This is a genomic window from Bariatricus sp. SGI.019, assembly GCF_050315235.1.
Lineage (GTDB): Bacteria > Bacillota > Clostridia > Lachnospirales > Lachnospiraceae > JAFBIX01.
Genome location: NZ_JBNPOQ010000028.1, coordinates 1 through 25,312, shown reverse-complemented (window position 1 = coordinate 25,312; position 25,312 = coordinate 1). Strand labels below are relative to the sequence as shown.

The 25,312-nt window shown below is 39.8% G+C and carries 26 protein-coding genes; 25 read left to right on the top strand and 1 reads right to left on the bottom strand.

Annotation, left to right across the window (positions count from 1 at the left end; translation table 11 throughout):
• The first annotated feature begins 349 nt into the window (after positions 1–349).
• The 11 genes from ACQRD1_RS13625 to ACQRD1_RS13575 all read left to right on the top strand — a co-directional run bounded on the left by ACQRD1_RS13625 (position 350) and on the right by ACQRD1_RS13575 (position 10,941).
• Positions 350–1,210, top strand: coding sequence for a metallophosphoesterase (locus ACQRD1_RS13625; protein ID WP_427787833.1), 861 nt, complete (start codon positions 350–352; stop codon positions 1,208–1,210).
• Between the two features lie 80 nt (positions 1,211–1,290).
• Positions 1,291–2,040: a segregation and condensation protein A gene (locus tag ACQRD1_RS13620; protein WP_235233146.1), complete on the top strand. Its 750-nt coding sequence runs from the start codon at positions 1,291–1,293 to the stop codon at positions 2,038–2,040.
• Positions 2,041–2,055: 15 nt separating this feature from the next.
• Positions 2,056–2,634 carry an SMC-Scp complex subunit ScpB gene (gene scpB / locus ACQRD1_RS13615; RefSeq protein WP_235233145.1) on the top strand — a complete coding sequence of 193 codons (579 nt, stop codon included), beginning with the start codon at positions 2,056–2,058 and terminating at the stop codon, positions 2,632–2,634.
• A gap of 68 nt (positions 2,635–2,702) precedes the next feature.
• On the top strand, positions 2,703–3,908 hold the full coding sequence (locus tag ACQRD1_RS13610; RefSeq protein WP_235233144.1) for a D-alanyl-D-alanine carboxypeptidase family protein: 1,206 nt from the start codon (positions 2,703–2,705) through the stop codon (positions 3,906–3,908).
• An 85-nt stretch (positions 3,909–3,993) separates the two neighbouring features.
• A complete protein-coding gene (locus ACQRD1_RS13605) occupies positions 3,994–4,461 on the top strand; it encodes a YbaK/EbsC family protein (RefSeq protein ID WP_235233143.1) in 468 nt (155 codons plus the stop codon).
• A gap of 20 nt (positions 4,462–4,481) precedes the next feature.
• Entirely contained in the window at positions 4,482–6,152 is a 1,671-nt protein-coding gene (locus tag ACQRD1_RS13600; RefSeq protein ID WP_427787832.1) for an alpha-glucosidase, read from the top strand.
• A gap of 253 nt (positions 6,153–6,405) precedes the next feature.
• Positions 6,406–7,476 (top strand): recombinase RecA, encoded by a 1,071-nt coding sequence (gene recA / locus ACQRD1_RS13595; protein WP_235233142.1) that lies wholly within the window; start codon positions 6,406–6,408, stop codon positions 7,474–7,476.
• Positions 7,477–7,478: 2 nt separating this feature from the next.
• Positions 7,479–8,093 (top strand): regulatory protein RecX, encoded by a 615-nt coding sequence (locus ACQRD1_RS13590; RefSeq protein WP_427787829.1) that lies wholly within the window; start codon positions 7,479–7,481, stop codon positions 8,091–8,093.
• A gap of 72 nt (positions 8,094–8,165) precedes the next feature.
• Positions 8,166–9,719 (top strand): ribonuclease Y, encoded by a 1,554-nt coding sequence (gene rny / locus ACQRD1_RS13585; RefSeq protein WP_347376312.1) that lies wholly within the window; start codon positions 8,166–8,168, stop codon positions 9,717–9,719.
• Between the two features lie 90 nt (positions 9,720–9,809).
• Positions 9,810–10,352, top strand: coding sequence for an NUDIX domain-containing protein (locus tag ACQRD1_RS13580; RefSeq protein ID WP_235233139.1), 543 nt, complete (start codon positions 9,810–9,812; stop codon positions 10,350–10,352).
• A gap of 55 nt (positions 10,353–10,407) precedes the next feature.
• The gene (locus ACQRD1_RS13575; RefSeq protein WP_235233138.1) at positions 10,408–10,941 is read left to right on the top strand and encodes a stage II sporulation protein M; all 534 of its coding nucleotides are present in this window, start codon (positions 10,408–10,410) and stop codon (positions 10,939–10,941) included.
• Between the two features lie 31 nt (positions 10,942–10,972).
• On the opposite strand, the gene ACQRD1_RS13570 is transcribed toward ACQRD1_RS13575, so the two are convergent.
• On the bottom strand, positions 10,973–12,301 hold the full coding sequence (locus ACQRD1_RS13570) for a polysaccharide biosynthesis protein (RefSeq protein WP_235233137.1): 1,329 nt from the start codon (positions 12,299–12,301) through the stop codon (positions 10,973–10,975).
• A gap of 128 nt (positions 12,302–12,429) precedes the next feature.
• Here ACQRD1_RS13570 and ACQRD1_RS13565 point away from each other — a divergent pair, with 128 nt between their 5' ends.
• The 14 genes from ACQRD1_RS13565 (at position 12,430) to ilvC (ending at position 24,997) form a co-directional block, all read left to right on the top strand.
• The gene (locus ACQRD1_RS13565; RefSeq protein ID WP_235233136.1) at positions 12,430–12,894 is read left to right on the top strand and encodes an RrF2 family transcriptional regulator; all 465 of its coding nucleotides are present in this window, start codon (positions 12,430–12,432) and stop codon (positions 12,892–12,894) included.
• A gap of 23 nt (positions 12,895–12,917) precedes the next feature.
• Positions 12,918–14,102 carry a cysteine desulfurase NifS gene (nifS, locus tag ACQRD1_RS13560; protein WP_235233135.1) on the top strand — a complete coding sequence of 395 codons (1,185 nt, stop codon included), beginning with the start codon at positions 12,918–12,920 and terminating at the stop codon, positions 14,100–14,102.
• A gap of 14 nt (positions 14,103–14,116) precedes the next feature.
• On the top strand, positions 14,117–14,560 hold the full coding sequence (gene nifU, locus ACQRD1_RS13555) for a Fe-S cluster assembly scaffold protein NifU (RefSeq protein ID WP_235233134.1): 444 nt from the start codon (positions 14,117–14,119) through the stop codon (positions 14,558–14,560).
• A 14-nt stretch (positions 14,561–14,574) separates the two neighbouring features.
• Positions 14,575–15,660 carry a tRNA 2-thiouridine(34) synthase MnmA gene (mnmA, locus tag ACQRD1_RS13550; protein WP_235233133.1) on the top strand — a complete coding sequence of 362 codons (1,086 nt, stop codon included), beginning with the start codon at positions 14,575–14,577 and terminating at the stop codon, positions 15,658–15,660.
• A 5-nt stretch (positions 15,661–15,665) separates the two neighbouring features.
• On the top strand, positions 15,666–16,469 hold the full coding sequence (locus ACQRD1_RS13545) for a histidinol-phosphatase HisJ family protein (RefSeq protein ID WP_235233187.1): 804 nt from the start codon (positions 15,666–15,668) through the stop codon (positions 16,467–16,469).
• Positions 16,470–16,633: 164 nt separating this feature from the next.
• Positions 16,634–17,647 carry a type I glyceraldehyde-3-phosphate dehydrogenase gene (gene gap / locus ACQRD1_RS13540; protein WP_235233132.1) on the top strand — a complete coding sequence of 338 codons (1,014 nt, stop codon included), beginning with the start codon at positions 16,634–16,636 and terminating at the stop codon, positions 17,645–17,647.
• A gap of 122 nt (positions 17,648–17,769) precedes the next feature.
• Positions 17,770–18,963 (top strand): phosphoglycerate kinase, encoded by a 1,194-nt coding sequence (locus ACQRD1_RS13535; protein WP_235233131.1) that lies wholly within the window; start codon positions 17,770–17,772, stop codon positions 18,961–18,963.
• A gap of 56 nt (positions 18,964–19,019) precedes the next feature.
• Positions 19,020–19,769, top strand: coding sequence for a triose-phosphate isomerase (tpiA, locus tag ACQRD1_RS13530; protein ID WP_235233130.1), 750 nt, complete (start codon positions 19,020–19,022; stop codon positions 19,767–19,769).
• 66 nt (positions 19,770–19,835) lie between these two features.
• Complete coding sequence (locus tag ACQRD1_RS13525) at positions 19,836–20,657, top strand: alpha/beta hydrolase (RefSeq protein ID WP_235233129.1); 822 nt, start codon at positions 19,836–19,838, stop codon at positions 20,655–20,657.
• A gap of 57 nt (positions 20,658–20,714) precedes the next feature.
• Positions 20,715–22,253 carry a 2,3-bisphosphoglycerate-independent phosphoglycerate mutase gene (gpmI, locus tag ACQRD1_RS13520; RefSeq protein ID WP_235233128.1) on the top strand — a complete coding sequence of 513 codons (1,539 nt, stop codon included), beginning with the start codon at positions 20,715–20,717 and terminating at the stop codon, positions 22,251–22,253.
• Positions 22,254–22,336: 83 nt separating this feature from the next.
• Positions 22,337–22,525, top strand: coding sequence for a hypothetical protein (locus tag ACQRD1_RS13515; RefSeq protein WP_328282609.1), 189 nt, complete (start codon positions 22,337–22,339; stop codon positions 22,523–22,525).
• A gap of 95 nt (positions 22,526–22,620) precedes the next feature.
• Positions 22,621–23,271 carry an HAD family hydrolase gene (locus tag ACQRD1_RS13510; protein ID WP_235233127.1) on the top strand — a complete coding sequence of 217 codons (651 nt, stop codon included), beginning with the start codon at positions 22,621–22,623 and terminating at the stop codon, positions 23,269–23,271.
• A gap of 90 nt (positions 23,272–23,361) precedes the next feature.
• On the top strand, positions 23,362–23,859 hold the full coding sequence (ilvN, locus tag ACQRD1_RS13505; protein ID WP_235233126.1) for an acetolactate synthase small subunit: 498 nt from the start codon (positions 23,362–23,364) through the stop codon (positions 23,857–23,859).
• Positions 23,860–23,977: 118 nt separating this feature from the next.
• Positions 23,978–24,997: a ketol-acid reductoisomerase gene (gene ilvC / locus ACQRD1_RS13500; RefSeq protein WP_235233125.1), complete on the top strand. Its 1,020-nt coding sequence runs from the start codon at positions 23,978–23,980 to the stop codon at positions 24,995–24,997.
• Positions 24,998–25,312 lie beyond the last annotated feature (315 nt).

The window sequence follows — 25,312 nt, the reverse complement described above, 5'->3', positions numbered from 1 at the left end:
ATTGGATGGTTGCCGTTCGTTGGACAAGCGCTAGAATCCGTTACTGTAAAAGAAGCAGATATTTTGTGCGAAGATCTGGCTTCAAGCCAGATCTGAGAAGGCTGCTGAGCCTCGAAATCATCAAGATTTCGGGGTGAATCAGTCTGGTTACAAAATATCTGCTTCTTTTCCTGTTATGGATTCTTAGCGAAGGACTCCGCAATGGCAACCATCCAATCCATCCTCTCGCCGTACACCTTCCAATCACCAACTAACTCATCTAAATTCCCCTATGCAATTGCAAAATCATTGGATTAATTATATAATTATCCAAGATAAAAAAGGAGAGAAATAATTGAAGATATTAGTGATGATTTTTGGGCTGATTATTTTGTTGGCCTTGGTTGAAAATATCCGTGAACTTTATACATTTCGAGTTACGGAATACACGATTGAGAACCCTAAACTTGAAGGACTTTCTGAAGAAAAAAGAATTGTATTTCTTAGTGATCTTCACAATTACAGTTATGGAAAGGATAATGAGAAGCTTTTTTCAGCAATTCAGAACGCTCGTCCGGATCTGATACTGATTGGTGGAGATATGCTGGTGAGAAAAAATGGGAATTCTTATGTGCATACAGTTGAATTCTTATCCCGGCTTCCAGATTTATGTGAAGTATATTATGTCAATGGAAATCATGAACAGAAGTTGAAGGAACTTCCTGAAGAATATGAACAGTCTTATGAAGAGTATCAAAGTCAGCTTTTACAGGCGGGAATTCGGTTTTTAGAAAATGAATCTGTGCGATTCTGCTGGTGTGGGATAGAAATTCACATTACAGGATTGGAAATACCGTTGTATGGATATCGACATTTTGGAACGAGGCCACTCTCGAAACAGGCGCTGGAAGATAGAATAGGGAGAGCTGGTCAGGGATATCAGATTCTTTTGGCGCATAACCCATCTTATGTAAATACGTATAAAGAATGGGGGGCAGATTTGATTTTGTCTGGGCATTTGCATGGAGGAATTGTACGTATTCCAGGGATTGGTGGTGTGATTGCACCTAATTTCCATATATTTCCAAAATATTCTGGAGGAATCTATCAAGAAGACGATGTGACGACGGTTGTCAGTAAAGGGTTGGGAGTTCATTCCATTCCAATTCGTATTATGAATCCAGCGGAAATGATTGTTTTGAATTTTGGCAAGCCTCACACAGAACTGTAAGCGGAATACTTGTACAAACGAAGAAAATCCTGTATAATATTACAATTGTGACAAATGAAATCGAAGTGTGAGGGAGATTTATGGGAATTCCAGTAAAGCTGCAAGTCTTTGAGGGACCGTTGGACTTGCTCTTACATTTGATAGATAAGAATAAAATCGATATCTACGATATTCCAATCGTAGAGATCACCAATCAGTATATGGATTATATTAAGGCCATGGAAAAGGAAGATCTAAATGTAATGAGCGAATTCCTTGTAATGGCAGCGACCTTGCTTGACATAAAATGCCGAATGCTTCTGCCGAAAGAAGTGAACGAAGAAGGCGAAGAAGAGGATCCGCGGCAGGAACTGGTAGAACAGTTGCTAGAATACAAAATGTATAAATATATGTCTTACGAATTGCGGGACCGTCAGGTTGAAGGTGAACAGCTGATGTTTAAAGAACCGACGGTTCCTGAAGAAGTGATGGAATATGTTGAACCTGTAGATTTAGATCTGTTATTGAAAGATGTTACATTGGCTCAATTGAACTATATTTTTCAGGATGTAATGAAAAGGCAGATAGATAAAATAGATCCAGTCCGCAGTAAGTTTGGAAAGATTGAAAAGGAAGAGGTAACCCTTCCGGATAAACTAGAATATGTTACGGAATATGCGAAGCTGCATCGAAAATTTGGATTTCGCCAACTCCTAGAAAAGCAGAATTCTAAGACACAGATTGTAGTTACATTTTTGGCAATTCTGCAGTTAATGAAAGAAGGAGTAATCTCCATTGAGCAGGAACAAGCTTTTGACGAGATTATGATTACTTCCAGAGTGGAAAGTTAAGAGTGGAAAGGTAGTATGGAAGAAGTGGAGATTAATAAATTAGAGGGAATTATAGAGGCTGTTCTTTTTGTTATGGGGGATTCTGTTGAATTGAGTAAGATTGCGTCTGCGATTGAGCATGATGAGGATACAACCCGTAAGATCATACATAGAATGATGGATAAATATGAATCCGAAGACCGAGGAATACGTATTATCGAATTGGAAGATGCATTTCAGATGTGTACAAAAAAAGAGATGTACGAATATCTGATCCGTGTCGCAAAACAGCCAAAGAAGTATGTCTTGACAGATGTTTTGCTGGAAACGTTGTCGATCATTGCTTATAAACAGCCAGTGACAAAGTTGGAGATTGAGAAAATCAGGGGTGTTAAGTCAGACCATGCGGTGAATAAACTGGTGGAATATAATCTGGTATGTGAGTGTGGAAGATTGGATGCACCTGGAAGACCTATTTTATTTGGAACAACAGAAGAATTTTTGCGAAGGTTCAGTGTTCAGTCGGTAGAGGACTTGCCGAGTCTGAATCCAGAACAGATGGAGAATTTTAAGGAAGAGGCAGAAGAAGAGGTTCAGTTAAAACTGGATATTTAATAATCGCGCGCATAGACTTATTTCTGTTCACATATATTTCAATAACATGGAGATGTATGGTGTAATGGATGGAAAAGAAATCATTAGTGTGTAGTTTTTTGATATTTTTTTTGTTTTTACAGTTTGGAAATCTTATAGCAAAAGCAGAAGAAGATAAGGACGAGCCGAAACAGTTACACGCCCAGTCAGCAGTACTTATGGATGCTGACAGTGGGCGTGTTTTGTATGGAAAAGAAGAAAATCAGATTCGTCCAATGGCAAGTACTACGAAGATTATGACTTGTATATTGGCACTGGAAGAGATGGAGAAAAATCAGATGGTAACGATATCAGATTATGCAGCCGAACAGCCTAAAGTTCATTTGGGAGTGCAGAGTCAGGAAAGATACTATCTGAAAGATCTCTTATATTCACTGATGTTGGAATCACATAACGATAGTGCTGTAGCGATTGCGGAGGGAATAGCAGGCTCTGTGGAGTCTTTCGCTGATCGAATGAATCGAAAGGCAAAAGAATTAGGGTGTAACCATACATATTTTGTGACGCCAAATGGACTGGATGATTCTGATGAGGAAGGTACACATTCTACAACAGCCAGAGATCTGGCTATGATTATGAGATATTGTATGATGCAGTCACCGATGAAAGAGGAGTTTTTGGAGATTACACAGACAAGGAGTTATCAATTTACTGATGTAGATGGAAAACGTAATTTTACCTGTACGAATCACAATGCATTTCTAGATATGATGGAAGGTGCACTGACCGGAAAGACGGGATTTACAGCGGATGCAGGATATTGCTACGTGGGAGGACTCAGGCAAAATGGAAAAACTTTTATTGTAGCACTTTTAGCATGTGGATGGCCAAATCATAAAAGTTATAAATGGGAGGATACCAGAGCGCTTATGGAGTATGGGCTGAATGAATATGAGTATCGAAATGTATGGCAGGAAGTGTCGATCCCGGATGTTTTTGTTACGAATGGAGTAAGAAAGCAGAGTCCATTTGAATCAAATATACAGATTGAAGCGCATGTAGATGGAAAAGAAGATATTCCGGTTTTATTACGAGATGATGAACAAGTGAAAGTTCAAACAGAAGTGGAATCTTCCGTGGAAGCGCCTGTGGTAAAAGGGGAAACACTTGGGATTGTCAGATATATTCTGGAAGGGGAGGAAATTGCCTCTTATGATGTAATAGCAGATGAAAGTATTGAGAAAAGAACGTTTAAATGGTGTATGTGTTGGATATTAAAGTGCGCCAGCATGTAAAAGAATAGTTTGGCTGTACAGAAAAAATACTTTGCGTTATAATGGACGACAGATGTAAAAATAAAATGCAAAAGAGGAAAGAACGATGTCAATAGAGAATGTAAAAGAGTATTTTCGACAATTCGGAATGGAAGAGAGAGTAAGAGAAGAAAATCATTCCAGTGCAACAGTAGAAGAAGCGGCTGAGGCACTGGGATGTGAACCCAAAAGGATTGCCAAAACTTTGTCTTTTCGGACAAAAGAGAAGATTATTCTGATTGTGACTGCGGGAGATTGTAAGATTGATAATAAAAAATACCGAGGACAATTTGGATGTAAAGCACAGATGCTAAAGTCAGATGAGGTAGAACCTCTTGTGGGACATGCTATAGGCGGGGTATGTCCGTTTGCTGTAAAAGAAGGAGTAGAAGTCTATCTGGATGTAGCGCTTCAAAGATTTGAAACGGTATTTCCTGCGGCAGGAAGCAGTAACAGTATGATTGAATTGACGATTCCAGAATTAGAAATATACAGTAACTATAAAGAGTGGATTGATGTCTGCAAAGAGATGTAGTACAGATGGAGGTTGTGATGATACAGAAGAAATGGTGGCATGATAAAGTAGCATATCAGATTTATCCAAAAAGTTTCATGGACAGCAATGGAGATGGTATAGGAGATTTAAGAGGAATTATTGGAAAATTGGATTATCTGAAAGAACTTGGAATAGATATGATATGGATTTCTCCTATCTATCAGTCTCCATTTATTGATCAGGGGTATGATATTTCCGATTATTACAAGATTGCAGAAGAATTTGGAACGATGGAAGAATTTGATCTTCTTCTGGAAGAGGCAAAAAAAAGAGAAATTCAGATAGTTATGGATCTGGTTATTAATCATTGTTCCAGCAAGCATGAATGGTTTCAGAAAGCATTGGATGATCCGGCCGGAGAGTATGCAGAATATTTTTATTTTGTAAAAGGGAAAGACGGAAATCCACCGAGCAATTATCGTTCATATTTTGGGGGAAGTACTTGGGAGAAGGTTCCAGGAACAGACAAATATTATCTGCATATGTTTGCCAAAGAACAGCCAGATTTGAACTGGGAGAATCCTAAGGTGAGAAAAGAACTTTTCGATATGGTCAATTGGTGGTTGGATAAAGGAATCGGCGGCTTTCGAATTGATGCAATCATAAATATAAAAAAGGATCTTGCATTTCCAGATTTTGAACCGGATGGACCTGACGGTATGTGTCGTGCGACAAAGATGGTAGAAGAGGTTGATGGAATTGGCAAATTTCTTGGGGAACTAAAGAGAGAGACGTTTGCAAAATATGATGCTTTCACTGTCGGAGAAGTGTTCAATATGAAAGAGGAAGAATTGGAAGAATTTGTTGGGGAAGATGGATATTTCTCGACGATGTTCGATTTCCAGCCACATATCCTGACAAGCAGTGAAAATGGATGGTATGATACCAGGAAAGTTGATTTTCTAAAATGGAAAGCAGCAATTTTCTCTTCACAGGTGGAATGTCAAGACAGAGTTTTTCTTGCAAATATTATTGAAAATCATGATGAACCTCGTGGAGCCAGCAGATATCTTCCGGAACATGCAAGAAATCCACAGGGAGTGAAAATGCTGGGAACAGTAAGCATTTTGCTTCGCGGAATTCCGTTTATCTACCAGGGACAGGAAATAGGGATGACAAACTGCCGAAGAGAAGATATTCACGATTATGATGACATTGATACATATCATCAGTATCAGGTCGCCTTGGATGCAGGACTGTCAAAAGAAGAGGCATTAGATGCATGTTACCGATTCAGCCGTGATAATGCCAGAACACCAATGCAATGGAATGCAGAGAAAAATGCGGGATTTACTATGGGAAAACCATGGCTTGCAGTCAATGAGAATTATCGGGAGATCAACGTTGAGGATCAGGAAAAAGATCCAAATTCTGTCTTGAATTATTATAAAAGACTAATCCGCCTTCGAAAAGATTCTGAGTGGAAAGAAGTGTTTGTATATGGAAATTTTCTTCCTATGTACGAGAAAGATGAGCAGATTTTCGCGTATGCAAGAAAAGCAGGGGAAAAGACAGCGGTTGTTCTTGCAAATTTTGGTGAGAAAGAGATGGTCGTAGAACTGGACAAAAAGATTAGAAAGGTCTTGTTGTCTAATCAGGATAAAATGGCGGGAATTGATGAAAATAAAGTGATTTTAAAGCCATGCGAAGTAGTGGTGGTAAGTATATAAATGTATGTATGGACAGGCAGCGGTGGCAGCTTTTATGCTGTGTGCAGCTGTCTGTTGACGAATTGTGAGAAGTGTGATATTTTTAAATTGTTTTCTGAGGGAGTCTGGCACTTTTGTTCTATGAGATCAATACATGTCTGTAAGATTTAATTCCAGTGTTTTCATGAAATTCATATTGACATTTGGGGATATTTATAATACTATATTAATCAGAAAGCGAACATCCGTTCGCCTATAAGAAGGAGATTATATTATGGCAAGTGATGATAAGAAACGGGCATTAGATGCCGCGATTGCGAAATTAGAGAAAGATTTTGGAAAAGGTACGGTTATGAAGCTCGGAGACCCTGCAGCTCAGGTTGCGGTGGAGACGATTCCAACTGGATCTTTGAGCCTGGATCTTGCACTTGGACTTGGTGGCGTTCCGAAGGGACGTATTATTGAGATCTATGGGCCAGAGTCAAGTGGTAAGACTACGGTAGCATTACATATGATTGCAGAAGTACAGAAGAGAGGCGGTATTGCCGGATTCATAGATGCAGAACATGCATTAGATCCTGTTTATGCCAAGAATATAGGCGTTGATATTGATGAATTATATATTTCTCAGCCGGACAGTGGAGACCAGGCGCTTGAGATTACGGAGACGATGGTACGTTCCGGTGCCATGGATATAATCGTTGTTGACTCGGTTGCTGCTCTTGTGCCGCGTCAGGAGATTGAAGGAGATATGGGCGACAGCCATGTAGGACTTCAGGCAAGGTTAATGTCACAGGCGTTGCGTAAGCTGACTCCGGTAATCAGTAAATCAAATTGCGTTGTTATTTTTATCAACCAGTTGCGTGAAAAAGTAGGTGTTATGTTCGGAAATCCAGAGACGACTACTGGAGGACGTGCATTGAAGTTCTATGCTTCTATCCGTATGGATGTAAGAAGAATAGAGACGTTGAAGCAGAGTGGTGAGATGGTCGGAAACAGAACGAGAGTGAAGGTGGTAAAGAATAAGATAGCACCGCCATTCAAAGAGGCAGAGTTTGATATTATGTTCGGCAAAGGAATTTCAAAAGAAGGGGATATCCTTGACCTTGCAGTCGGCATTAATCTTGTAAGTAAGAGTGGAGCATGGTTTGCGTATAATGGGGATAAGATTGGCCAGGGCAGGGAAAATGCTAAGATCTATCTCAGTGAACACCCGGAGATTATGGATGAGTTAGAAGCTAAGATTCGTGCTCACTATAATATCGGAGGAGAGACTTCGGAGACACCGGAGACATCAGCAGAGAGTAAAAAGACCGGAACAAAGAAGGCCAAAGAGGAAGAATAGAGATGACTGTTACAAAGATTGAGCCGGCTACAAAGACAAGATATAAAGTGTATGTAGATGGACAGTTCGCTTTTGTGTTATACAAAGGCGAACTGTCTCGCTATCATATTGCAGAAGATAGTGAATTGGAAGAAAAGACTTATCAAAGCATACGTAAGGAGATTATTCTAAAACGTGCAAAATTAAGAGCGATGCATCTATTAAATGATATGGGAAGAACGGAGTCGCAACTTCGGACGAAATTATTACGGAACGATTATCCATCGGATATTGTAGAAGAAGCAATAGCATATGTAAAATCATTCGGGTATATTAATGATGCAGAATACACCAGGAGTTTTATCGAAAATCGTAAAGAAAAGAAGAGCAAAAAAGAAATATATGCTGCACTTTGTCAGAAAGGACTCCCCAAAGATTTGATCGAAACAGCTTTGGAGGAGTGTTATGCAGATGATGATTCTATAGCAGCGATTGAAGCAATTGTCAGGAAGAAAAAGTTTGATCCCAAGTCAACAGATTATAAAGAAATGCAGAAAATGATGGGGTATTTGGTCAGAAAAGGCTTTCGATATGACGACATACGGCAAGTGATACAAGTTTCTGAGTGGAATGCTTGACATCTTTGTGAAAACAGTATAAAATTTAAGTGTTGTATTTGTACAATGAAAATTAAATAAGGAGGTGCTCCTGTGCCGATGGGAATATTAATTGCTGTAGTAATTGCATTGATTATTGCAACAGCAGTCATCAGTCATTTTCTGACTGTTTCTAATCTGAAGAAAAATGCAGAATCGAAGATTGGAAATGCGGAAAGCAAAGCAAGAGAAATTATTGATGATGCAGTGAAAACCGCAGAGGCAAAAAAGAAGGAGTCTCTTTTGGAAATTAAAGAAGAGTCTATTAGGAACAAGAATGAACTTGAGAAGGAGACTAAGGAACGCAGAGCAGAGTTACAACGTTATGAAAAGCGTGTCCTTTCCAAAGAAGAGGCTTTAGACAAAAAAGCGGATGCGATTGAAAAGCGAGAAGCAGGATTTACAGCAAAAGAAGAACAGCTGAGACAGCGCGAAGCGAAAGTGGAAGAGCTGAGCAGGCAAAGAGTACAGGAACTAGAAAGAATCTCAGGACTTACCTCCGAACAAGCAAAAGAATATTTGTTAAAAACTGTTGAAGAAGATGTAAAGCATGATACTGCAAAGATGGTCAAGGAACTTGAAGCGCAGGCTAAGGAAGAAGCAGATAAAAAGGCAAAGGAATATGTTGTTACTGCTATTCAGAGATGTGCAGCAGATCATGTTGCGGAGACTACAATTTCGGTTGTACAGCTTCCGAGTGACGAAATGAAAGGAAGAATTATTGGACGTGAAGGCCGTAATATTCGAACTTTAGAGACGATGACGGGTGTAGAATTGATTATTGATGATACTCCGGAAGCGGTTGTGTTGTCAGGCTTTGATCCAATAAGACGAGAAGTCGCAAGAATTGCGCTTGAGAAACTGATTGTTGACGGACGTATTCATCCGGCCAGAATTGAAGAGATGGTAGAAAAAGCGCAAAAAGAAGTGGATGCTATGATACGTGAAGAAGGTGAAGCAGCTGCGTTAGAAGTAGGTGTTCATGGAATTCATCCAGAGTTGATCAGACTTTTGGGACGTATGAAATTCAGAACAAGCTATGGACAGAATGCTTTAAAACATTCTGTAGAAGTGGCACAGCTTGCCGGACTTTTGGCAGGTGAGATCGGTTTAGATGTCAGAATTGCTAAACGTGCCGGACTTTTACACGATATCGGAAAATCTATAGATCATGATGTGGAGGGATCACATATTCAGATTGGTGTAGATCTTTGTAGAAAATACAAAGAGTCTGCGACTGTTATTAATGCAGTAGAAGCACATCATGGGGATGTAGAGCCGGAAACTTTGATTGCATGCGTGGTACAGGCAGCCGATACGATATCTGCTGCAAGACCAGGTGCGAGAAGAGAAACATTAGAAACATATACAAACAGGTTAAAACAATTAGAAGATATCACCAACCAGTTCAAGGGTGTTGATAAATCTTTTGCGATTCAAGCAGGTAGAGAGATTCGTGTTATGGTAGTTCCAGAACAAGTATCTGACGCAGACATGGTATTGATGGCTAGAGATATTGCTAAACAGATTGAGTATGAATTGGAATATCCTGGACAGATTAAGGTCAATGTAATTCGTGAGTCACGTGTTACTGACTATGCCAAGTAGAAGATAAATGTAAAGAGGATCAGTTTCGGCTGATCCTTTTTCTATCTCAGAAAACAGATTTTTATTGATAAAAGAAAGGTGGCAGCAAGAATGAGCGAAGAAGTTAGACGTACGGGGCGTGAATTAGTATATCAGGGAGCAATCCTGGAGATATATAAAGATCATATGGAGTTTGCAAATGGTAATTCGGCAGATTGGGATTTTATTCATCATGATGGAGCGGCTGCAGTTGTCCCTGTCCTTCCTGACGGAAGAATCTTAATGGTAACACAGTATAGAAATGCTTTGGAAAGACATACTTTAGAGATCCCGGCGGGGAAGTTAGATGCTCCGAATGAGCCTGGGATAGAGTGTTCAAAAAGGGAATTGGAAGAAGAGACGGGATATAAGTCTGAACATCTTGAATGGCTGCTCACATTACGGACAACGGTAGCATTTTGTGATGAGAAGATTGAAATCTATGTTGCAAAAGATTTGATACCATCGCATCAGCATTTGGATGAAGATGAATATGTTGATGTGAAGGCATATACTCTAGATGAGTTAAAAGAGATGATTTTTACAGGAAAGATTGAAGATTCTAAGACAATTGCAGCAATTCTTGCTTATGAATCAAAGTATATAAGAATATAATTTTTTGCCTGGCATATAATGAAGTATCTTGGCAAAGGGAGGGACGTTTGTAAAGATGCGAGAGAGCAAAAGGTATTTGGTCTTGCTTTGTATGCTGGGTTTTTTTATTGGAATTATGTGTGCGAATCTGGTACCAAAAGAATATATTACAAGTATGGGCATACTAAATGATTTTTTTCTGAATCAATATAATACGGATGAAATTGAAGTTACAGAATATCTTTGGTATATCATAAGAGTAAGATGTACACCTCTTATTTTGATGGTAGCTATTGGATATGGAAGATTACGGAAGATCCTTACAATAATATTTTTGTTATGGACAAGTTTTGCAGGTGGTCTGATCATGGCAGCTGCTGTTCTGAAAATGGGATTAAAAGGGATGGTATTATGTCTTGTAGCGCTGACACCACATTTTTTCTTTTATATTGCAGGATATATGATTCTTTTGTGGTATTTTTTCTCTTATCCGGCTTCCAAATGGAATGCATCCAAGACAATCTGTATGATACTTTTTGTCGCAGTAGGAATTTTACTGGAAAGTTATGTGAATCCAATGCTCATGCAATTGTTTTTACGGACCCTATAAACACAACCGTATCCGAATGCAGTACGACAGACTAAGTCTGTGACTTATGTAAAAAGTGGCTGAGATAGAGCAGACAGAAGAAAAAAGTACTTAGCTGGCTGGCAAGGAGTCCCCACAGATAACCTTGTATACCGAGAACAGGAATTAAGAAAAATACACAGAAGATACGGATACTAAGGCTTACGGAATTGATTGCAAAAGACAAAGTTGTCTTTCCGATTCCATTAATAATGCTGATAAAAGTGTTATTTGTATATAGAAAAGGGCATATCCAAGCGAGGGTAATAATGAAATCTCCAGCCATAGAACTATGGAATAAAATAATACCGATCCATTTTCCGAAAGCTAGTAAAGCAACGCAGCAGATACTACCAAGGAAAATACAAGAATAGGATACTTTTTTGATAAGATTCGTCAGTTCCTTACGATTGTTTAATGCCTGAATCTCTGCAACAGTGGGAAGAAGCATGGTGGAAATGGAGTTCGTGATTGCAGAAGGAAACAGGATACAAGGCAGTGCCATTCCGGTCAAAACTCCATAGGCGCTTAAAGATTCTTTCAGTGACATTCCGTATGTTTGTAGTTTGACAGGGATAGATACAGCTTCGATGCTTTGGAGAATATTTAGAAGTACGCGATTGCCGGTCAGTGGTAATGATAATGTGATTAGTTCACGTCCATATTTGAAATATTTTTGTAGAGAGAATAATGAAAGTTTTGAAAATTCTTTATTTCCGTAAATTGAGTGAAGACAAAAGAGGGAAGAAGTAATCTCCCCAGCAATAAGACCTGCAACTGCAAGCGATACACCAAAATGAATGCCGTTTCTTTCCCCGTACAGATAAATAAAATAGACGCTTGCGATTCTTGCAGTCTGTTCAATAAGTTGTGAAACAGCTGGAATTTTCGTCTGTTTTAGACCAAAATAATATCCGCAGATACAACTATGGATAGATGAAAATGGAAATACATAGGAAAGAATGATTAACAAGTCTGTGCATCGAGGTTCTTGTAAAAATGTCTGTGAGATTGAAACTGCATTTTGCTGCAGTAACAATGTTGTAATGCAAGAAGCTGCGACGGTGAGGAAGAGGCTGGTGTACAGCAACTTTCTCGCTTCTTTGGGCTGGCCTTGTGCAATGCGTGTTGCAACGCAGCGGGACAAAGCTAATTCTATACCGGCAGAAGTAAGTGAAAAGCAGAGTGTATAAATAGGAAAAACCAGTTGGTAAAGTCCGACGCCTTCTTCGCCAAAAGTATGACTTAGAAAAATGCGGTAAAAAAATCCCATGAATCGGGTGGCGAATCCTGTCAGTGTTAAGATGAAAGTTCCTTTCATGATTGCTTGTTTGTGTGTCATATCAGACCTCCGGAAAGATATTGTTATAATATATTCTAAAGAATGCCTTGACAGAACAAGTACGTGGTGGTATTCTACAAATGAAAATCCTAGCAAAATACTAGGGATTAGAAGAAGGTGAGAAGAAAATGAAACTTTCGACCAAGGGTAGGTATGGTCTGCGGGCAATGATAGATCTTGCCAGATATAGTGAAGTAGAGCCGGTATCCATTAACAGCATCGCGGCAAGGCAGAATATTTCCGAGAGATATTTGGAGCAATTAGTGGCATTGCTTAGAAAAGCCGGGTTGGTAAAAAGTATCCGGGGTGCAACTGGTGGATATATACTTGCGAAAAATGCGGCAGAGATTTCTGTAGGAGATATTCTGCGGGCGCTTGAAGGCAGCCTTGAGCCTGTCAAATGTGCAGCGTTTTATTCAGAAGAAGGGTGTATGGCGTCCGATGGGTGTGTTACCAAATACGTATGGCAGAAAATCAACGATAGTATTAACGAAACGGTGAATCAGATGATGCTGGATGAATTGGTGCGAGAGAGTAAGAATTTGAATCCGGCAGGAGCGTGTGACAGCTCGAAATGTAATCAAGATAAATAATAAGTATGAATGGAGGAAAAACCATGGATAAATTAATCTATTTGGATAATGCAGCAACAACGAAAACAGCACCGGAGGTAGTAGAGGCAATGCTTCCATATTTTACTGAAAAGTTTGGTAATCCTTCCAGTGTATATAGTTTCGCGGCAGGAAATAAGGAAGTCATTAATCAACAGAGAGATATTATTGCCGAGGCGTTAGGTGCAAAAAGTAATGAGATTTATTTTACCGCTGGCGGATCGGAATCAGACAACTGGGCGTTAAAAGCAACAGCAGAGGCTTATTCTGGAAAGGGCAATCATATCATTACAACAAAGATAGAGCATCACGCAATTCTTCATACAGGGGAATATCTCGAAAAAAGAGGATTTGAGGTTACCTATCTGGATGTAGATGAGAATGGAAAAGTCAAGTTGGATGATCTGAAAGCAGCAATCCGCCCTACAACCATTTTAATATCGGTTATGTTTGCCAACAATGAGATTGGAACTATCCAGCCAATCAAAGAAATCGGTGAGATTGCGCATGAACATGGAATTTTGTTCCATACAGATGCAGTTCAGGCGTTTGGACAGGTTCCGATTAATGTAGATGAATGTCATATCGATATGTTGAGTTCCAGTGGACACAAATTAAATGGCCCGAAAGGAATCGGATTCTTATATATACGTACAGGCGTAAAGATTCGTTCGTTTGTACATGGCGGAGCGCAGGAGAGAAAGCGCCGTGCCGGAACAGAAAATGTTCCGGGAATCGTAGGCCTGGGAACAGCGGTAAAACGTGCTGTGGCAACGATGCAGGAAAGAACAGACAAAGAAGTAGAACTTCGGGATTATCTGATCGATCGTGTATTAAAGGAAATCCCATATTGTAGATTAAATGGACACAGAACGGATCGCCTTCCAAATAACGCAAACTTTAGTTTTCAGTTCGTAGAGGGAGAATCTCTTTTGATTATGCTGGATATGAAGGGAATCTGCGGTTCCAGTGGGTCAGCATGCACTTCGGGTTCTCTGGATCCGTCTCATGTATTATTAGCAATTGGATTGCCGCATGAAATTGCACATGGTTCTCTGAGATTGACTTTGAGTGAAGAAATCACAAAAGAAGATATCGACTATGTGGTAGACACATTAAAAGGAATTGTGAGTCATCTAAGAGAGATGTCTCCATTGTATGAAGATTTTATCAAAAAGGAACAGGCATAGGAGGAAGAAATGTCATGTATACAGAAAAAGTAATGGATCATTTTGAACACCCGAGAAATGTGGGTGAAATAGAAAATGCCAGCGGAGTTGGCACAGTTGGAAATGCAAAATGTGGAGATATCATGAGAATCTATCTTGATGTTGATGAAAATCAGATTATTCGCGATGTAAAATTCAAAACATTTGGCTGTGGTGCCGCAGTAGCAACCAGCAGTATGGCTACTGAGATGGTGAAAGGTAAATCTGTCCAGGAAGCAATGAAAGTGACGAATAAAGCAGTTATGGAAGCTCTGGATGGCCTCCCGCCGGTGAAAGTTCATTGTTCATTATTGGCAGAAGAAGCGATTCATGCTGCATTGTGGGACTATGCACAAAAAAATGGAATTGAGATTGAAGGGTTAAAAAAGCCAAAATCAGACATTCATGAAGGCGAAGAAGCAGAAGAAGAGGAGTATTAGACTGAGGATGCATGATGGAAAAGAAAAAAGTTGTAGTTGGAATGTCTGGAGGAGTCGATTCCTCTGTGGCTGCCTGGCTGTTAAAAGAACAGGGGTATGATGTAATAGGAGTGACGATGCAGATCTGGCAGGAAGAAGAGCAGAGTGTGCAGGAAGAACAAGGAGGCTGCTGTGGGCTCAGTGCGGTAGAAGACGCACGAAGAGTAGCGGCTTCTCTAGAAATTCCTTATTATGTCATGAATTTTAGACAAGAATTTAAAAAGAATGTCATCGATTACTTTGTAGATGAATATTTGCATGGAAGAACACCGAATCCTTGTATTGCCTGTAACCGTTATGTAAAATGGGAGGCACTTCTGAAAAGGAGTCTGGATATTGGGGCTGATTATATTGCAACGGGACATTATGCAAGGATTGATCAATTGCCAAATGGCCGGTATGCATTAAAGACTTCTACGACCGATGCAAAAGATCAGACATATGCTCTTTATAATCTGACGCAGGAACAACTGTCGCATACATTAATGCCGGTAGGCGCTTATTCGAAGAGTGAGATTCGCGAGATGGCACAGAAACTACAGCTTCAGGTTGCGAATAAACCAGACAGTCAGGATATATGTTTTGTGCCGGATGGAGATTATGCATCTTATATTGAAGAGAATGCCGGGGTGAAGATTTTACCGGGCAATTTTGTTCTGTCTGACGGTACTGTAGTGGGACAGCATAAGGGGATTGTTCATTATACGGTTGGGCAGAGAAAGGGACTTGGTTTGTCGCTGGGACATCCTGTGTTTGTTTTAGAGATACGTCCAGAAACGAATGAAGTTGTAGTAGGGACCAGTGAAGAGTCTATGTCGTATTATGTAAGAGCCAATCGCATAAATTTCATGTCGGAAGAAGATCTCCCTGAGAAAAAAAGAGTCTGGGCAAAAATACGATACAATCACCGTGGGGCTTGGTGTACTGTAGAAAAGACGGGAGAAGATGAGATATTATGCCGGTTTGAAGAACCACAAAGGGCGATTACTCCTGGTCAGGCTGTAGTACTGTATGATGGCGAATATGTGCTGGGCGGTGGAACAATTATAGGAGAGGAATGAAAGTAATGATATCAGATTGTCACTTGCATACGAATTTTTCACATGATTCCGATGCGAAACCAGAAGAAATGATACAGGGAGCCATTGACAAAGGATTGAATACAATATGTATCACAGATCATTTTGATAAAGATAATATGGAATGGGGGCCAGAAGATATCTTTGAACCAGAAGAGTACTTTAGAACATTACGTCCGCTTCGTGAAAAATATCGTGAACAGATTGAGGTGCGAATTGGAGTGGAACTCGGATTGCGCCCTCATTTGGGAGAATACTACCGTCAATTTGTATCCGGTTATCCATTTGATTTTGTGATTGGATCCGTCCATTGGGTGGAAACATCCGATCCGGCAACAAGAAAATTATTTCAAAATCATACAGATGAAGAAGCGTATAGAATTACATTTGAAGAGACTTATGAAGATATCCAGAAGTGTCAGGATTTTGATGTACTGGGACATGTTGATTATGTGATTCGTTATGGAGAGAATAGAGAAAAAGAATATTCGTACCAGAAATTTTCAGGTGAAATAGATATGATCTTAAAATATCTGATTGAACACGGAAAAGGAATTGAATTGAACACGTCAGGGTTAAAATATGGTCTGCCGTTTGCGCATCCACATTCTGATATCCTAAAAAGATACAGAGAACTGGGTGGAGAGATCATTACCGTGGGTGCAGATGGACACAAGCCGGAACATATTGCTTATGATTTTGATAAGGTTTCTGGTATTTTAAAAGATTGTGGTTTTAAATATTATACAGAATTTTCTGAACGAAAGCCTCATTTTAAGCAACTTCCATAAAAATAGGAAAAGCGAAGGAAAACCACTTGAATTTTTGTATCAGATTTAGTACAATTATTTCTAGTTGAGGAATCTTTAACAAAGTCATTGGGATGAGATGTTGAAGAGTTCACAATATTAGACTGCGTAACCAGTTAATAAACAAACTTTAGGAGGAATTAATCATGGCAGTAAAAGTAGCGATTAATGGATTCGGACGTATTGGACGTCTTGCATTCAGACAGATGTTTGGAGCAGAGGGATATGAAGTTGTAGCAATCAACGACTTAACATCTCCTAAGATGCTTGCACATTTATTAAAATATGACTCTTCACAGGGTAAATATGCTTTGGCTGATAAGGTAGAAGCAACAGATGATTCTATCATCGTTGATGGAAAAGAAATCAAGATCTACGCAAAAGCTAACGCTGAAGAACTTCCTTGGGGAGAAATCGGAGTAGACGTTGTTCTTGAATGTACAGGATTCTATACATCAAAAGAAAAAGCTTCTGCACATGTAAAAGCAGGAGCAAGAAAAGTTGTTATTTCCGCACCAGCTGGAAATGACCTGCCAACAATTGTATATAATGTAAACCATGATACATTGACAGCTGAAGATACAGTTATTTCTGCAGCTTCTTGTACAACAAACTGCCTTGCACCAATGGCAAAAGCATTGAATGATCTTGCACCAATCAAATCTGGTATCATGTGCACAATTCATGCTTACACAGGTGATCAGATGACACTTGACGGACCACAGAGAAAAGGTGACTTAAGAAGATCTCGTGCTGCAGCAGTTAATATTGTACCAAACAGCACAGGTGCAGCAAAAGCTATCGGATTAGTTATCCCAGAATTAAATGGTAAATTAATCGGATCTGCTCAGCGTGTTCCAACTCCAACAGGTTCTACAACAATCTTAACAGCAGTTGTTGAAGGAAATGTAACAGTTGATGAGATCAACGCAGCTATGAAAGCAGCATCTAACGAATCTTTCGGATACAATACTGATGAAATCGTATCCAGTGATATCGTAGGAATGAGATTTGGTTCTTTATTCGATGCTACTCAGACAATGGTATGCCCATTAGACAATGGAACAACAGAAGTTCAGGTTGTATCTTGGTATGACAATGAAAATTCTTACACAAGCCAGATGGTAAGAACAATCAAATACTTCTCTGAATTAGCATAATTTCAGAATATTAAGACTCACACAGGGTCCGGTCTTATATTGGACCGGACCCTTTTTTACAATAGTTGTTTTGAAAATATTAAGGTGTGTTACCTTAAAATATAACTGAGGAGGCAAATCATATGCTTAATAAAAAATCAGTAGACGATATTAATGTAAAGGGACAGAAAGTACTTGTAAGATGTGACTTTAACGTACCGCTTATTGATGGAAAGATTACAGATGAGAATCGTCTTGTTGCCGCACTTCCTACAATTAAAAAGTTAATCGCAGACGGTGGAAAGATTATTCTTTGTTCTCACCTTGGAAAGCCAAAGGGAGAGCCAAAACCGGAATTATCTCTTGCACCAGTTGCTGTCCGCTTGTCTGAATTACTTGGACAGGAAGTGAAATTTGCAGCAGATCCAGAAGTTGTCGGCCCTAATGCAAAAGCCGCAGTTGAAGCTATGAAAGACGGAGATGTAATTCTTCTTGAAAATACACGTTATAGAGCAGAAGAGACAAAGAATGGTGATGCTTTCAGCAAAGATCTGGCTTCTCTTTGTGATGTATTTGTTAATGATGCATTCGGAACCGCACATCGTGCACACTGCTCTAATGTAGGTGTTACAAAGTTTGTGGATACAGCAGTTGTAGGTTACTTAATGCAGAAAGAGATTGATTTCCTTGGAAATGCTGTTAATAATCCGGAGAGACCATTTGTTGCCATACTTGGCGGCGCTAAGGTGTCCAGCAAAATTTCAGTTATCGAGAACCTTCTTGATAAAGTAGATACATTGATCATCGGTGGCGGAATGTCCTATACGTTTAGCAAAGCATTAGGCGGAAATGTAGGTAATTCTCTTCTTGAGGAAGATTATTGTGAATATGCATTGAATATGTTGAAAAAGGCAGAAGAAAAAGGCGTAAAATTGCTGCTTCCTGTAGACAACATTATCGCTGATGATTTCTCCAATGATGCAAATACTAAAGTAGTACAGCGTGGTGAAATCCCAGACGGATGGGAAGGTCTTGATATCGGACCTGAGACAGCGCAGATTTTCAGTGAAGCTGTACATGATGCTAAGACGGTTGTATGGAATGGACCAATGGGCTGCTTTGAGATGCCGAATTTTGCACACGGTACAGAAGCAGTTGCAAAAGCACTTGCTGAGACAGATGCAGTGACTATTATTGGTGGCGGTGATTCTGCAGCTGCAGTTAATCAGCTTGGTTATGGTGATAAGATGACCCACATTTCTACCGGCGGTGGTGCATCTCTTGAATTCCTGGAAGGAAAAGAACTGCCAGGTGTAGCAGCAGCAAATGATAAGTAGGCCGAAGGCGACTTAGTGAATATGTATATTTTTATAATTTCGGAGGAAGAATGAAAATGGCAAGAAGAAAAATTGTAGCAGGCAACTGGAAAATGAACAAAACTCCAAGTGAGGCAGTTGCATTAGTTGAAGAGTTAAAACCATTAGTAGCAAGTGAAGATGTTGATGTGGTATTTTGTGTACCGGCAATTGATATTATCCCTGTAGTAGAGGCTTGTAAAGGTTCTAATATTCAGGTCGGTGCTGAGAATATGTATTTTGAAGAAAAAGGTGCATACACAGGAGAGATTGCTCCAGCAATGCTTACAGATGCAGGTGTCAAGTATGTTGTTCTTGGACATTCTGAAAGAAGAGAATATTTTGCAGAGACAAATGAGACAGTCAATAAAAAGATGTTAAAAGCATTTGAGCATGGTATCACACCAATTATGTGCTGTGGCGAGACATTAGAACAGAGAGAGCAGGGCGTAACTATGGATTTCATCCGTCAGCAGGTTAAGGTTGGATTCCTGAATGTAACAGCAGATCAGGCTAAGACAGCAGTTATCGCTTATGAGCCAATCTGGGCTATCGGAACAGGTAAGACAGCTACAACAGAACAGGCAGAAGAAGTTTGTGCTGGAATTCGTGCATGTATTGCAGAGATTTATGACGAAGCTACCGCTGAAGCAATTCGTATCCAGTACGGCGGATCTGTAAATGCAGGAAATGCGGCAGAATTATTTGCTCAGGCTGATATTGATGGTGGTCTTGTTGGTGGAGCTTCTTTAAAAGCTGACTTTGGAAAGATCGTAAATTACAAGTAAGAATATCATCAGTCGTAGGGTGCAGCATATGCTCCCTACGATTTTTGGGTTGCGAGGATTACGTTTATGATTTATAAAGAGATACCGATACGGGCGGAAGGGTCTTTGGATTATGCAAAGCTTGAAACATATATTTTGGATACCCCGGTTGACAAGATAAAGATAAAAAAGCGTCCGATGATCATTATATGTCCTGGCGGGGCGTACCAAATGACCAGCTATAGAGAAGGAGAGCCTTTGGCCATGCATTTTCTGAATGAGGGATATCATGCCTGTGTGCTTCGTTATTCTGTTGCACCTGCACAATTTCCGACTCAGATTCTGGAAGTGGGTCAGGTAATGAAGATATTGCGGGAATATGCGAAAGAATGGCATATTGATATGGAACGAATATTTGTCCAGGGATCTTCGGCAGGAGGGCATCTGGCAGCAAGTTACGGGATTTTCTGGAATCAGGATTTTATGGCTTCCAGATCCGGGCTTACAACAGAAGAATTAAAGCCTAGAGGAATTATGCTTAGTTATCCAGTGATTACTTCAGATGTTCGATACGGACATATAGAAAGCTTTCAAAACTTGCTGGGAGATAAGTTTGCATTGTGTAGGGAACAGATGTCTCTGGAGAATCAGGTGACGCATACAATGCCGCCCACATTTATATGGCATACGGCTGAAGATCAGACGGTGCCGGTTGAAAATTCCCTTTTGATGACAATGGCGCTTCGAAGGGCTGATGTTCCCGTTGAACTGCATATTTTTCCGGAAGGAGAGCATGGATTGAGTCTTGCAACAAAACATGTAGAGCGGGAAGATGGAAGTGGTGTGCAAGATGAATGTGCATGCTGGATAGAACTTGCGGATGTGTGGTTAGAAAAATTGTGTAAATAAAGTCCGATGATTAGAATATTTTCAACATTTATAATCGAAGAATAAAGGAGAAATAAAATGAGCAAAAAACCAACAGTACTTATGATTTTAGACGGATATGGACTGAATGAGAATACTACCGGAAATGCTGTGGCAGAAGGAAAGACTCCGGTTATGGATAAATTGATGGCAGAGTATCCATTTGTAAAGGGAAATGCCAGTGGAATGGCAGTAGGGCTTCCTGATGGACAGATGGGGAATTCTGAAGTTGGACATCTGAATATGGGTGCCGGACGTATTGTTTATCAGGATCTTACTAAGATTACAAAGGCAATTCAGGATGGTGATTTCTTTGAGAATTCTGCACTTCTTGCAGCATGTGAGAATGTAAAGGCTAATGATTCTTCACTGCATTTGATGGGATTGGTATCAGATGGTGGTGTACACAGTCATAATGAGCATATTTATGGACTGCTAGAGTTGGCAAAGAGACAGGAGATCAAAAAAGTATATGTTCACTGTTTCCTGGATGGACGTGATACACCTCCTGCATCTGGTAAAGAGTATGTGGAACAGCTGATTGCCAAGATGGGGGAAATAGGTGTTGGTGAAGTTGCAACCGTTATGGGGCGTTATTATGCAATGGATAGAGATAACCGCTGGGATCGTGTGGAAAAGGCATATCGCGCTCTGGTAAATGGAACAGGCGAAACTGCTGTCAGTGGTCCGGAAGGAATCCAGGCATCTTATGACAAAGAGACAACAGATGAATTCGTGCTTCCAACAGTAGTCATGAAAGACGGGGCGCCAACCGCTACTATCAAAAATAATGATTCCATTATCTTCTTCAACTTCCGTCCTGACCGTGCAAGAGAGATTACAAGAACTTTCTGTGACGATGATTTCCAAGGATTTGAAAGAGGAGACAGAATCAAGACAACTTTTGTCTGCTTCACAGAATACGATGTTACGATCGAAAATAAACAGGTTGCTTTCGTAAAAGAAGAAATCACGAATACCTTTGGACAGTTTTTGGCTGCACATGGCAAAAAACAGGCACGTATCGCTGAGACAGAGAAATATGCACATGTAACATTCTTCTTTAATGGCGGAGTGGAAGAGCCAAATGAAGGTGAAGACAGGATTCTGGTAAAATCTCCAAAGGTAGCAACTTATGATTTGAAACCAGAAATGAGCGCATATGAAGTGTGTGATAAACTTGTAGAAGCAATTAAATCTGACAAATATGATGTAATTATCATCAACTTCGCAAACCCAGATATGGTTGGACATACTGGTGTAGAAGCAGCTGCAATTCAGGCAATCGAAGCAGTCGATGAATGTGTAGGTAAAGCAGTTAACGCAGTCAAGGAAGTAGATGGTCAGATGTTCATCTGTGCAGATCACGGAAATGCAGAACAATTAATTGATGATGAGACAGGTGAGCCATTTACCGCCCATACGACCAATCCGGTGCCATTTATTCTTGTGAATGCTGATCCGGCTTATAAGTTAAGAGAAGGTGGATGTCTGGCAGACATCGCTCCGACCCTTATTGAACTAATGGGAATGGAACAGCCAAAAGAAATGACAGGAAAGAGCTTGCTTGTGAAATAATTAACTGGGGACGTAGTACTTTGCAAAAGTACTACGTCCCCAATTGAAAAATGTGGTGTACCTTTTTGAACGAGGAGAGAAAAATGCACATTGTGATTATTGAGGATGAACCGGTCATCCGGCAGGAGTTGAAGCAATTATTAGAGAATGCATTATATCAGGTGACAGCCCCAGAGGAGTTTGAGGATGTTGCTTTTTTTTGTATTAAGAAGGATTTTCTTTATTTTATTGTAACGTATATTGAATTCAAAAGAAATGTGGAAACTACCTGAGAAGGCATATAAGATACGTCTTGCGCAGACCGAGGGAAAATATTATAATCAGTCTTGGGTGTTTGGATATCATGACAGTTTTGGAAGGAGCAGATATGAACAGAAGATATCATACTTTTTTCTTTGATCTGGATGGGACAATTACAGATTCTGAGCAGGGTATTACAAATTCTGTAAAATATGCGTTGAATAAGTTCGGAATTGAAGAAAAGGATCGTACAAAGCTATGTGAGTTTATAGGACCGCCTTTGGATATATCGTTCCATAAGTTATATGAATTTTCAACCGAACAGTGTTGGAAGGCCATTGGTTATTTCCGGGAATATTATCAGGAAAAAGGCATCTTTGAGAATCGTGTCTATGATGGATTGGAAGAAGTGCTGAAAAAACTGAGAAATGCCGATGTAAGATTGGTAGTGGCAACTTCAAAACCTGAGCCATATGCCAGAAAAATTATAGATTATTTTCGACTGACACCGTATTTTGATTATGTGGCGGGAATGGAGTTGGATGGCAGAAGAAAAACGAAAGCAGAAGTGATACAGTATGCGCTGGAGGCATGTAAGATCAAAGATAAGTCCTCTGTTTTGATGATTGGTGACAGGGAGCACGATGTATTTGGCGCCAAGACAGCAGGAATTGATTGCCTGGGAATCCTTTATGGATTTGGTAACAGAGAAGAGTTGGAAGAAGCCGGTGCAGATTATATTGAAGAATCTGTGGAAGATATCTTGAAATATTGTTAATGTTTCGCTTGACAAAACAGGAAGATATTGTTATTATAAAAAAACAGAACGCACTCTGTTTTTAAAATAAAGATGGGGAAGAGGTGCAGTATGCAAAGAGTTTATTCATTATTGGTTGACAATAATCCGGGTGTATTAAGCCGCATCGCAGGACTTTTCAGCAGACGTGGATACAGTATTGACAGTATTACTGCTGGTGTGACTGCGGATCCCAGATTTACAAGGATTACCATTGTTGCATCTGGAGATGAGTTGATTTTGTCTCAGATTGAAAAGCAGGTTCGGAAATTGGAAGATGTCATTGAAATCAAAGTGTTAAAACCAGATGAATCCGTATATCGTGAATTAATCATGGTTAAGATTCGTGCCAATGCAGCAGAAAGATCGGAGATTATCTCTGTGGCAGATATTTTCCGTGCTAAGATCGTAGACGTTGAGACGGAATCGTTAATGGTGGAACTTACAGGTAATCAGTCAAAACTGGATGCTTTCTTGAAATTGCTCGACGGATATGAGATCCTGGAATTGGCGAGAACCGGAATTACAGGATTATCTCGAGGAATCAAGGATGTTACGATTATTGATTAATCGATTATAACAATGTTCGAGAGAAGACAAAGCCTTTAAATAAGGGTGGCTTCAGATACCTGCCCTTGTTTAACAATACAAAATTAAATGATTTATAATAATTAGGAGGAATGTCAAAATGGCAGCAAGAATTTTTTATCAGGAAGATTGCAATTTATCAGTATTAGAGGGAAAGAAGATTGCAATTATTGGTTACGGAAGCCAGGGACATGCACATGCCCTTAACTTAAAAGAGTCTGGATGTGACGTTATCATTGGTCTTTATGAAGGAAGTAAATCTTGGGCAAAAGCTGAAGCACAGGGATTACAGGTATTTACAGCAGCAGAAGCAGCTAAACAGGCTGATATCATCATGATCTTGATTAATGATGAATTACAGGCTGATATGTATAAGAAAGATGTAGAGCCGAACCTTGAGGAAGGCAATATGCTGATGTTCGCACATGGTTTCAACATTCACTTTGGATGTATTAAACCACCAAAGAATATTGATGTTGCGATGATTGCACCTAAGGCACCAGGACATACAGTAAGAAGTGAATATCAGGCTGGAAAGGGAACTCCTTGCTTGATCGCTGTTGAACAGGATTACACAGGAAAAGCATGGGAGAAAGCAATGGCTTACGGTCTTGGAATCGGTGGAGCAAGAGCTGGACTTCTTGAGACAACATTCCGTACAGAGACAGAGACAGACCTTTTTGGTGAGCAGGCTGTTCTTTGTGGTGGTGTATGTGCATTGATGCAGGCAGGTTTTGAGACACTTTGTGAAGCAGGATATGATCCAAGAAATGCTTATTTTGAATGTATCCATGAGATGAAGTTGATTGTTGACCTGATCTATCAGAGTGGATTTGAAGGAATGAGATATTCTATTTCTAATACAGCTGAATATGGTGATTATATTACAGGACCTAAGATTATCACAGCTGATACAAAGAAAGCTATGAAGCAGATTCTGGCAGATATCCAGGATGGTACATTTGCAAAAGACTTCTTGCTTGATATGTCACCTGCAGGACGTCAAGTACATTTCAAGGCTATGAGAAAGCTTGCTGCTGAACATCCATCTGAGAAGATTGGTAAAGAGATCAGACAGCTGTACAGCTGGAATGGCGAAGATAAGTTGATTAACAACTAATTATTGTACATAATTATAAGAATTATATTAGCGCACATCTCATGAATTTGAGATGTGCGTTTTTCGATTATCATGGATCTGAAGAAAAAGCTGTCGGTGTCATTTCTGACCGAAAAAATCTAAAAACTCTCATATTTATAGTGTATTATCACACTTATTATGCTAAAATTGCGATAATACTAAGCGAATGGTGGAAGGGCAGAATGTTTTAATTCTTGCGGGTTCAATTAATACAGGTAAGACAATGATCCAGGCGATTAATACAGTGATATATTATGGTGGCACAGTATGTGGGTAGATGCTATTGTCAATAGT

Coding starts and splice junctions, on each gene's coding strand:
- ACQRD1_RS13590 (WP_427787829.1), top strand. CDS start 7,479: ATGACTGTTACAAAGATTGAGCCGGCTACAAAGACAAGATATAAAGTG.
- ACQRD1_RS13605 (WP_235233143.1), top strand. CDS start 3,994: ATGTCAATAGAGAATGTAAAAGAGTATTTTCGACAATTCGGAATGGAA.
- ACQRD1_RS13625 (WP_427787833.1), top strand. CDS start 350: ATGATTTTTGGGCTGATTATTTTGTTGGCCTTGGTTGAAAATATCCGT.
- ACQRD1_RS13545 (WP_235233187.1), top strand. CDS start 15,666: ATGATATCAGATTGTCACTTGCATACGAATTTTTCACATGATTCCGAT.
- ACQRD1_RS13570 (WP_235233137.1), bottom strand. CDS start 12,301: ATGACACACAAACAAGCAATCATGAAAGGAACTTTCATCTTAACACTG.
- ACQRD1_RS13575 (WP_235233138.1), top strand. CDS start 10,408: ATGCGAGAGAGCAAAAGGTATTTGGTCTTGCTTTGTATGCTGGGTTTT.
- scpB (WP_235233145.1), top strand. CDS start 2,056: ATGGAAGAAGTGGAGATTAATAAATTAGAGGGAATTATAGAGGCTGTT.
- ACQRD1_RS13580 (WP_235233139.1), top strand. CDS start 9,810: ATGAGCGAAGAAGTTAGACGTACGGGGCGTGAATTAGTATATCAGGGA.
- ACQRD1_RS13565 (WP_235233136.1), top strand. CDS start 12,430: ATGAAACTTTCGACCAAGGGTAGGTATGGTCTGCGGGCAATGATAGAT.
- ACQRD1_RS13620 (WP_235233146.1), top strand. CDS start 1,291: ATGGGAATTCCAGTAAAGCTGCAAGTCTTTGAGGGACCGTTGGACTTG.
- ilvN (WP_235233126.1), top strand. CDS start 23,362: ATGCAAAGAGTTTATTCATTATTGGTTGACAATAATCCGGGTGTATTA.
- ACQRD1_RS13510 (WP_235233127.1), top strand. CDS start 22,621: ATGAACAGAAGATATCATACTTTTTTCTTTGATCTGGATGGGACAATT.
- gpmI (WP_235233128.1), top strand. CDS start 20,715: ATGAGCAAAAAACCAACAGTACTTATGATTTTAGACGGATATGGACTG.
- gap (WP_235233132.1), top strand. CDS start 16,634: ATGGCAGTAAAAGTAGCGATTAATGGATTCGGACGTATTGGACGTCTT.
- ACQRD1_RS13525 (WP_235233129.1), top strand. CDS start 19,836: ATGATTTATAAAGAGATACCGATACGGGCGGAAGGGTCTTTGGATTAT.
- nifU (WP_235233134.1), top strand. CDS start 14,117: ATGTATACAGAAAAAGTAATGGATCATTTTGAACACCCGAGAAATGTG.
- recA (WP_235233142.1), top strand. CDS start 6,406: ATGGCAAGTGATGATAAGAAACGGGCATTAGATGCCGCGATTGCGAAA.
- ACQRD1_RS13535 (WP_235233131.1), top strand. CDS start 17,770: ATGCTTAATAAAAAATCAGTAGACGATATTAATGTAAAGGGACAGAAA.
- ACQRD1_RS13610 (WP_235233144.1), top strand. CDS start 2,703: ATGGAAAAGAAATCATTAGTGTGTAGTTTTTTGATATTTTTTTTGTTT.
- ACQRD1_RS13515 (WP_328282609.1), top strand. CDS start 22,337: ATGCACATTGTGATTATTGAGGATGAACCGGTCATCCGGCAGGAGTTG.
- nifS (WP_235233135.1), top strand. CDS start 12,918: ATGGATAAATTAATCTATTTGGATAATGCAGCAACAACGAAAACAGCA.
- ilvC (WP_235233125.1), top strand. CDS start 23,978: ATGGCAGCAAGAATTTTTTATCAGGAAGATTGCAATTTATCAGTATTA.
- mnmA (WP_235233133.1), top strand. CDS start 14,575: ATGGAAAAGAAAAAAGTTGTAGTTGGAATGTCTGGAGGAGTCGATTCC.
- tpiA (WP_235233130.1), top strand. CDS start 19,020: ATGGCAAGAAGAAAAATTGTAGCAGGCAACTGGAAAATGAACAAAACT.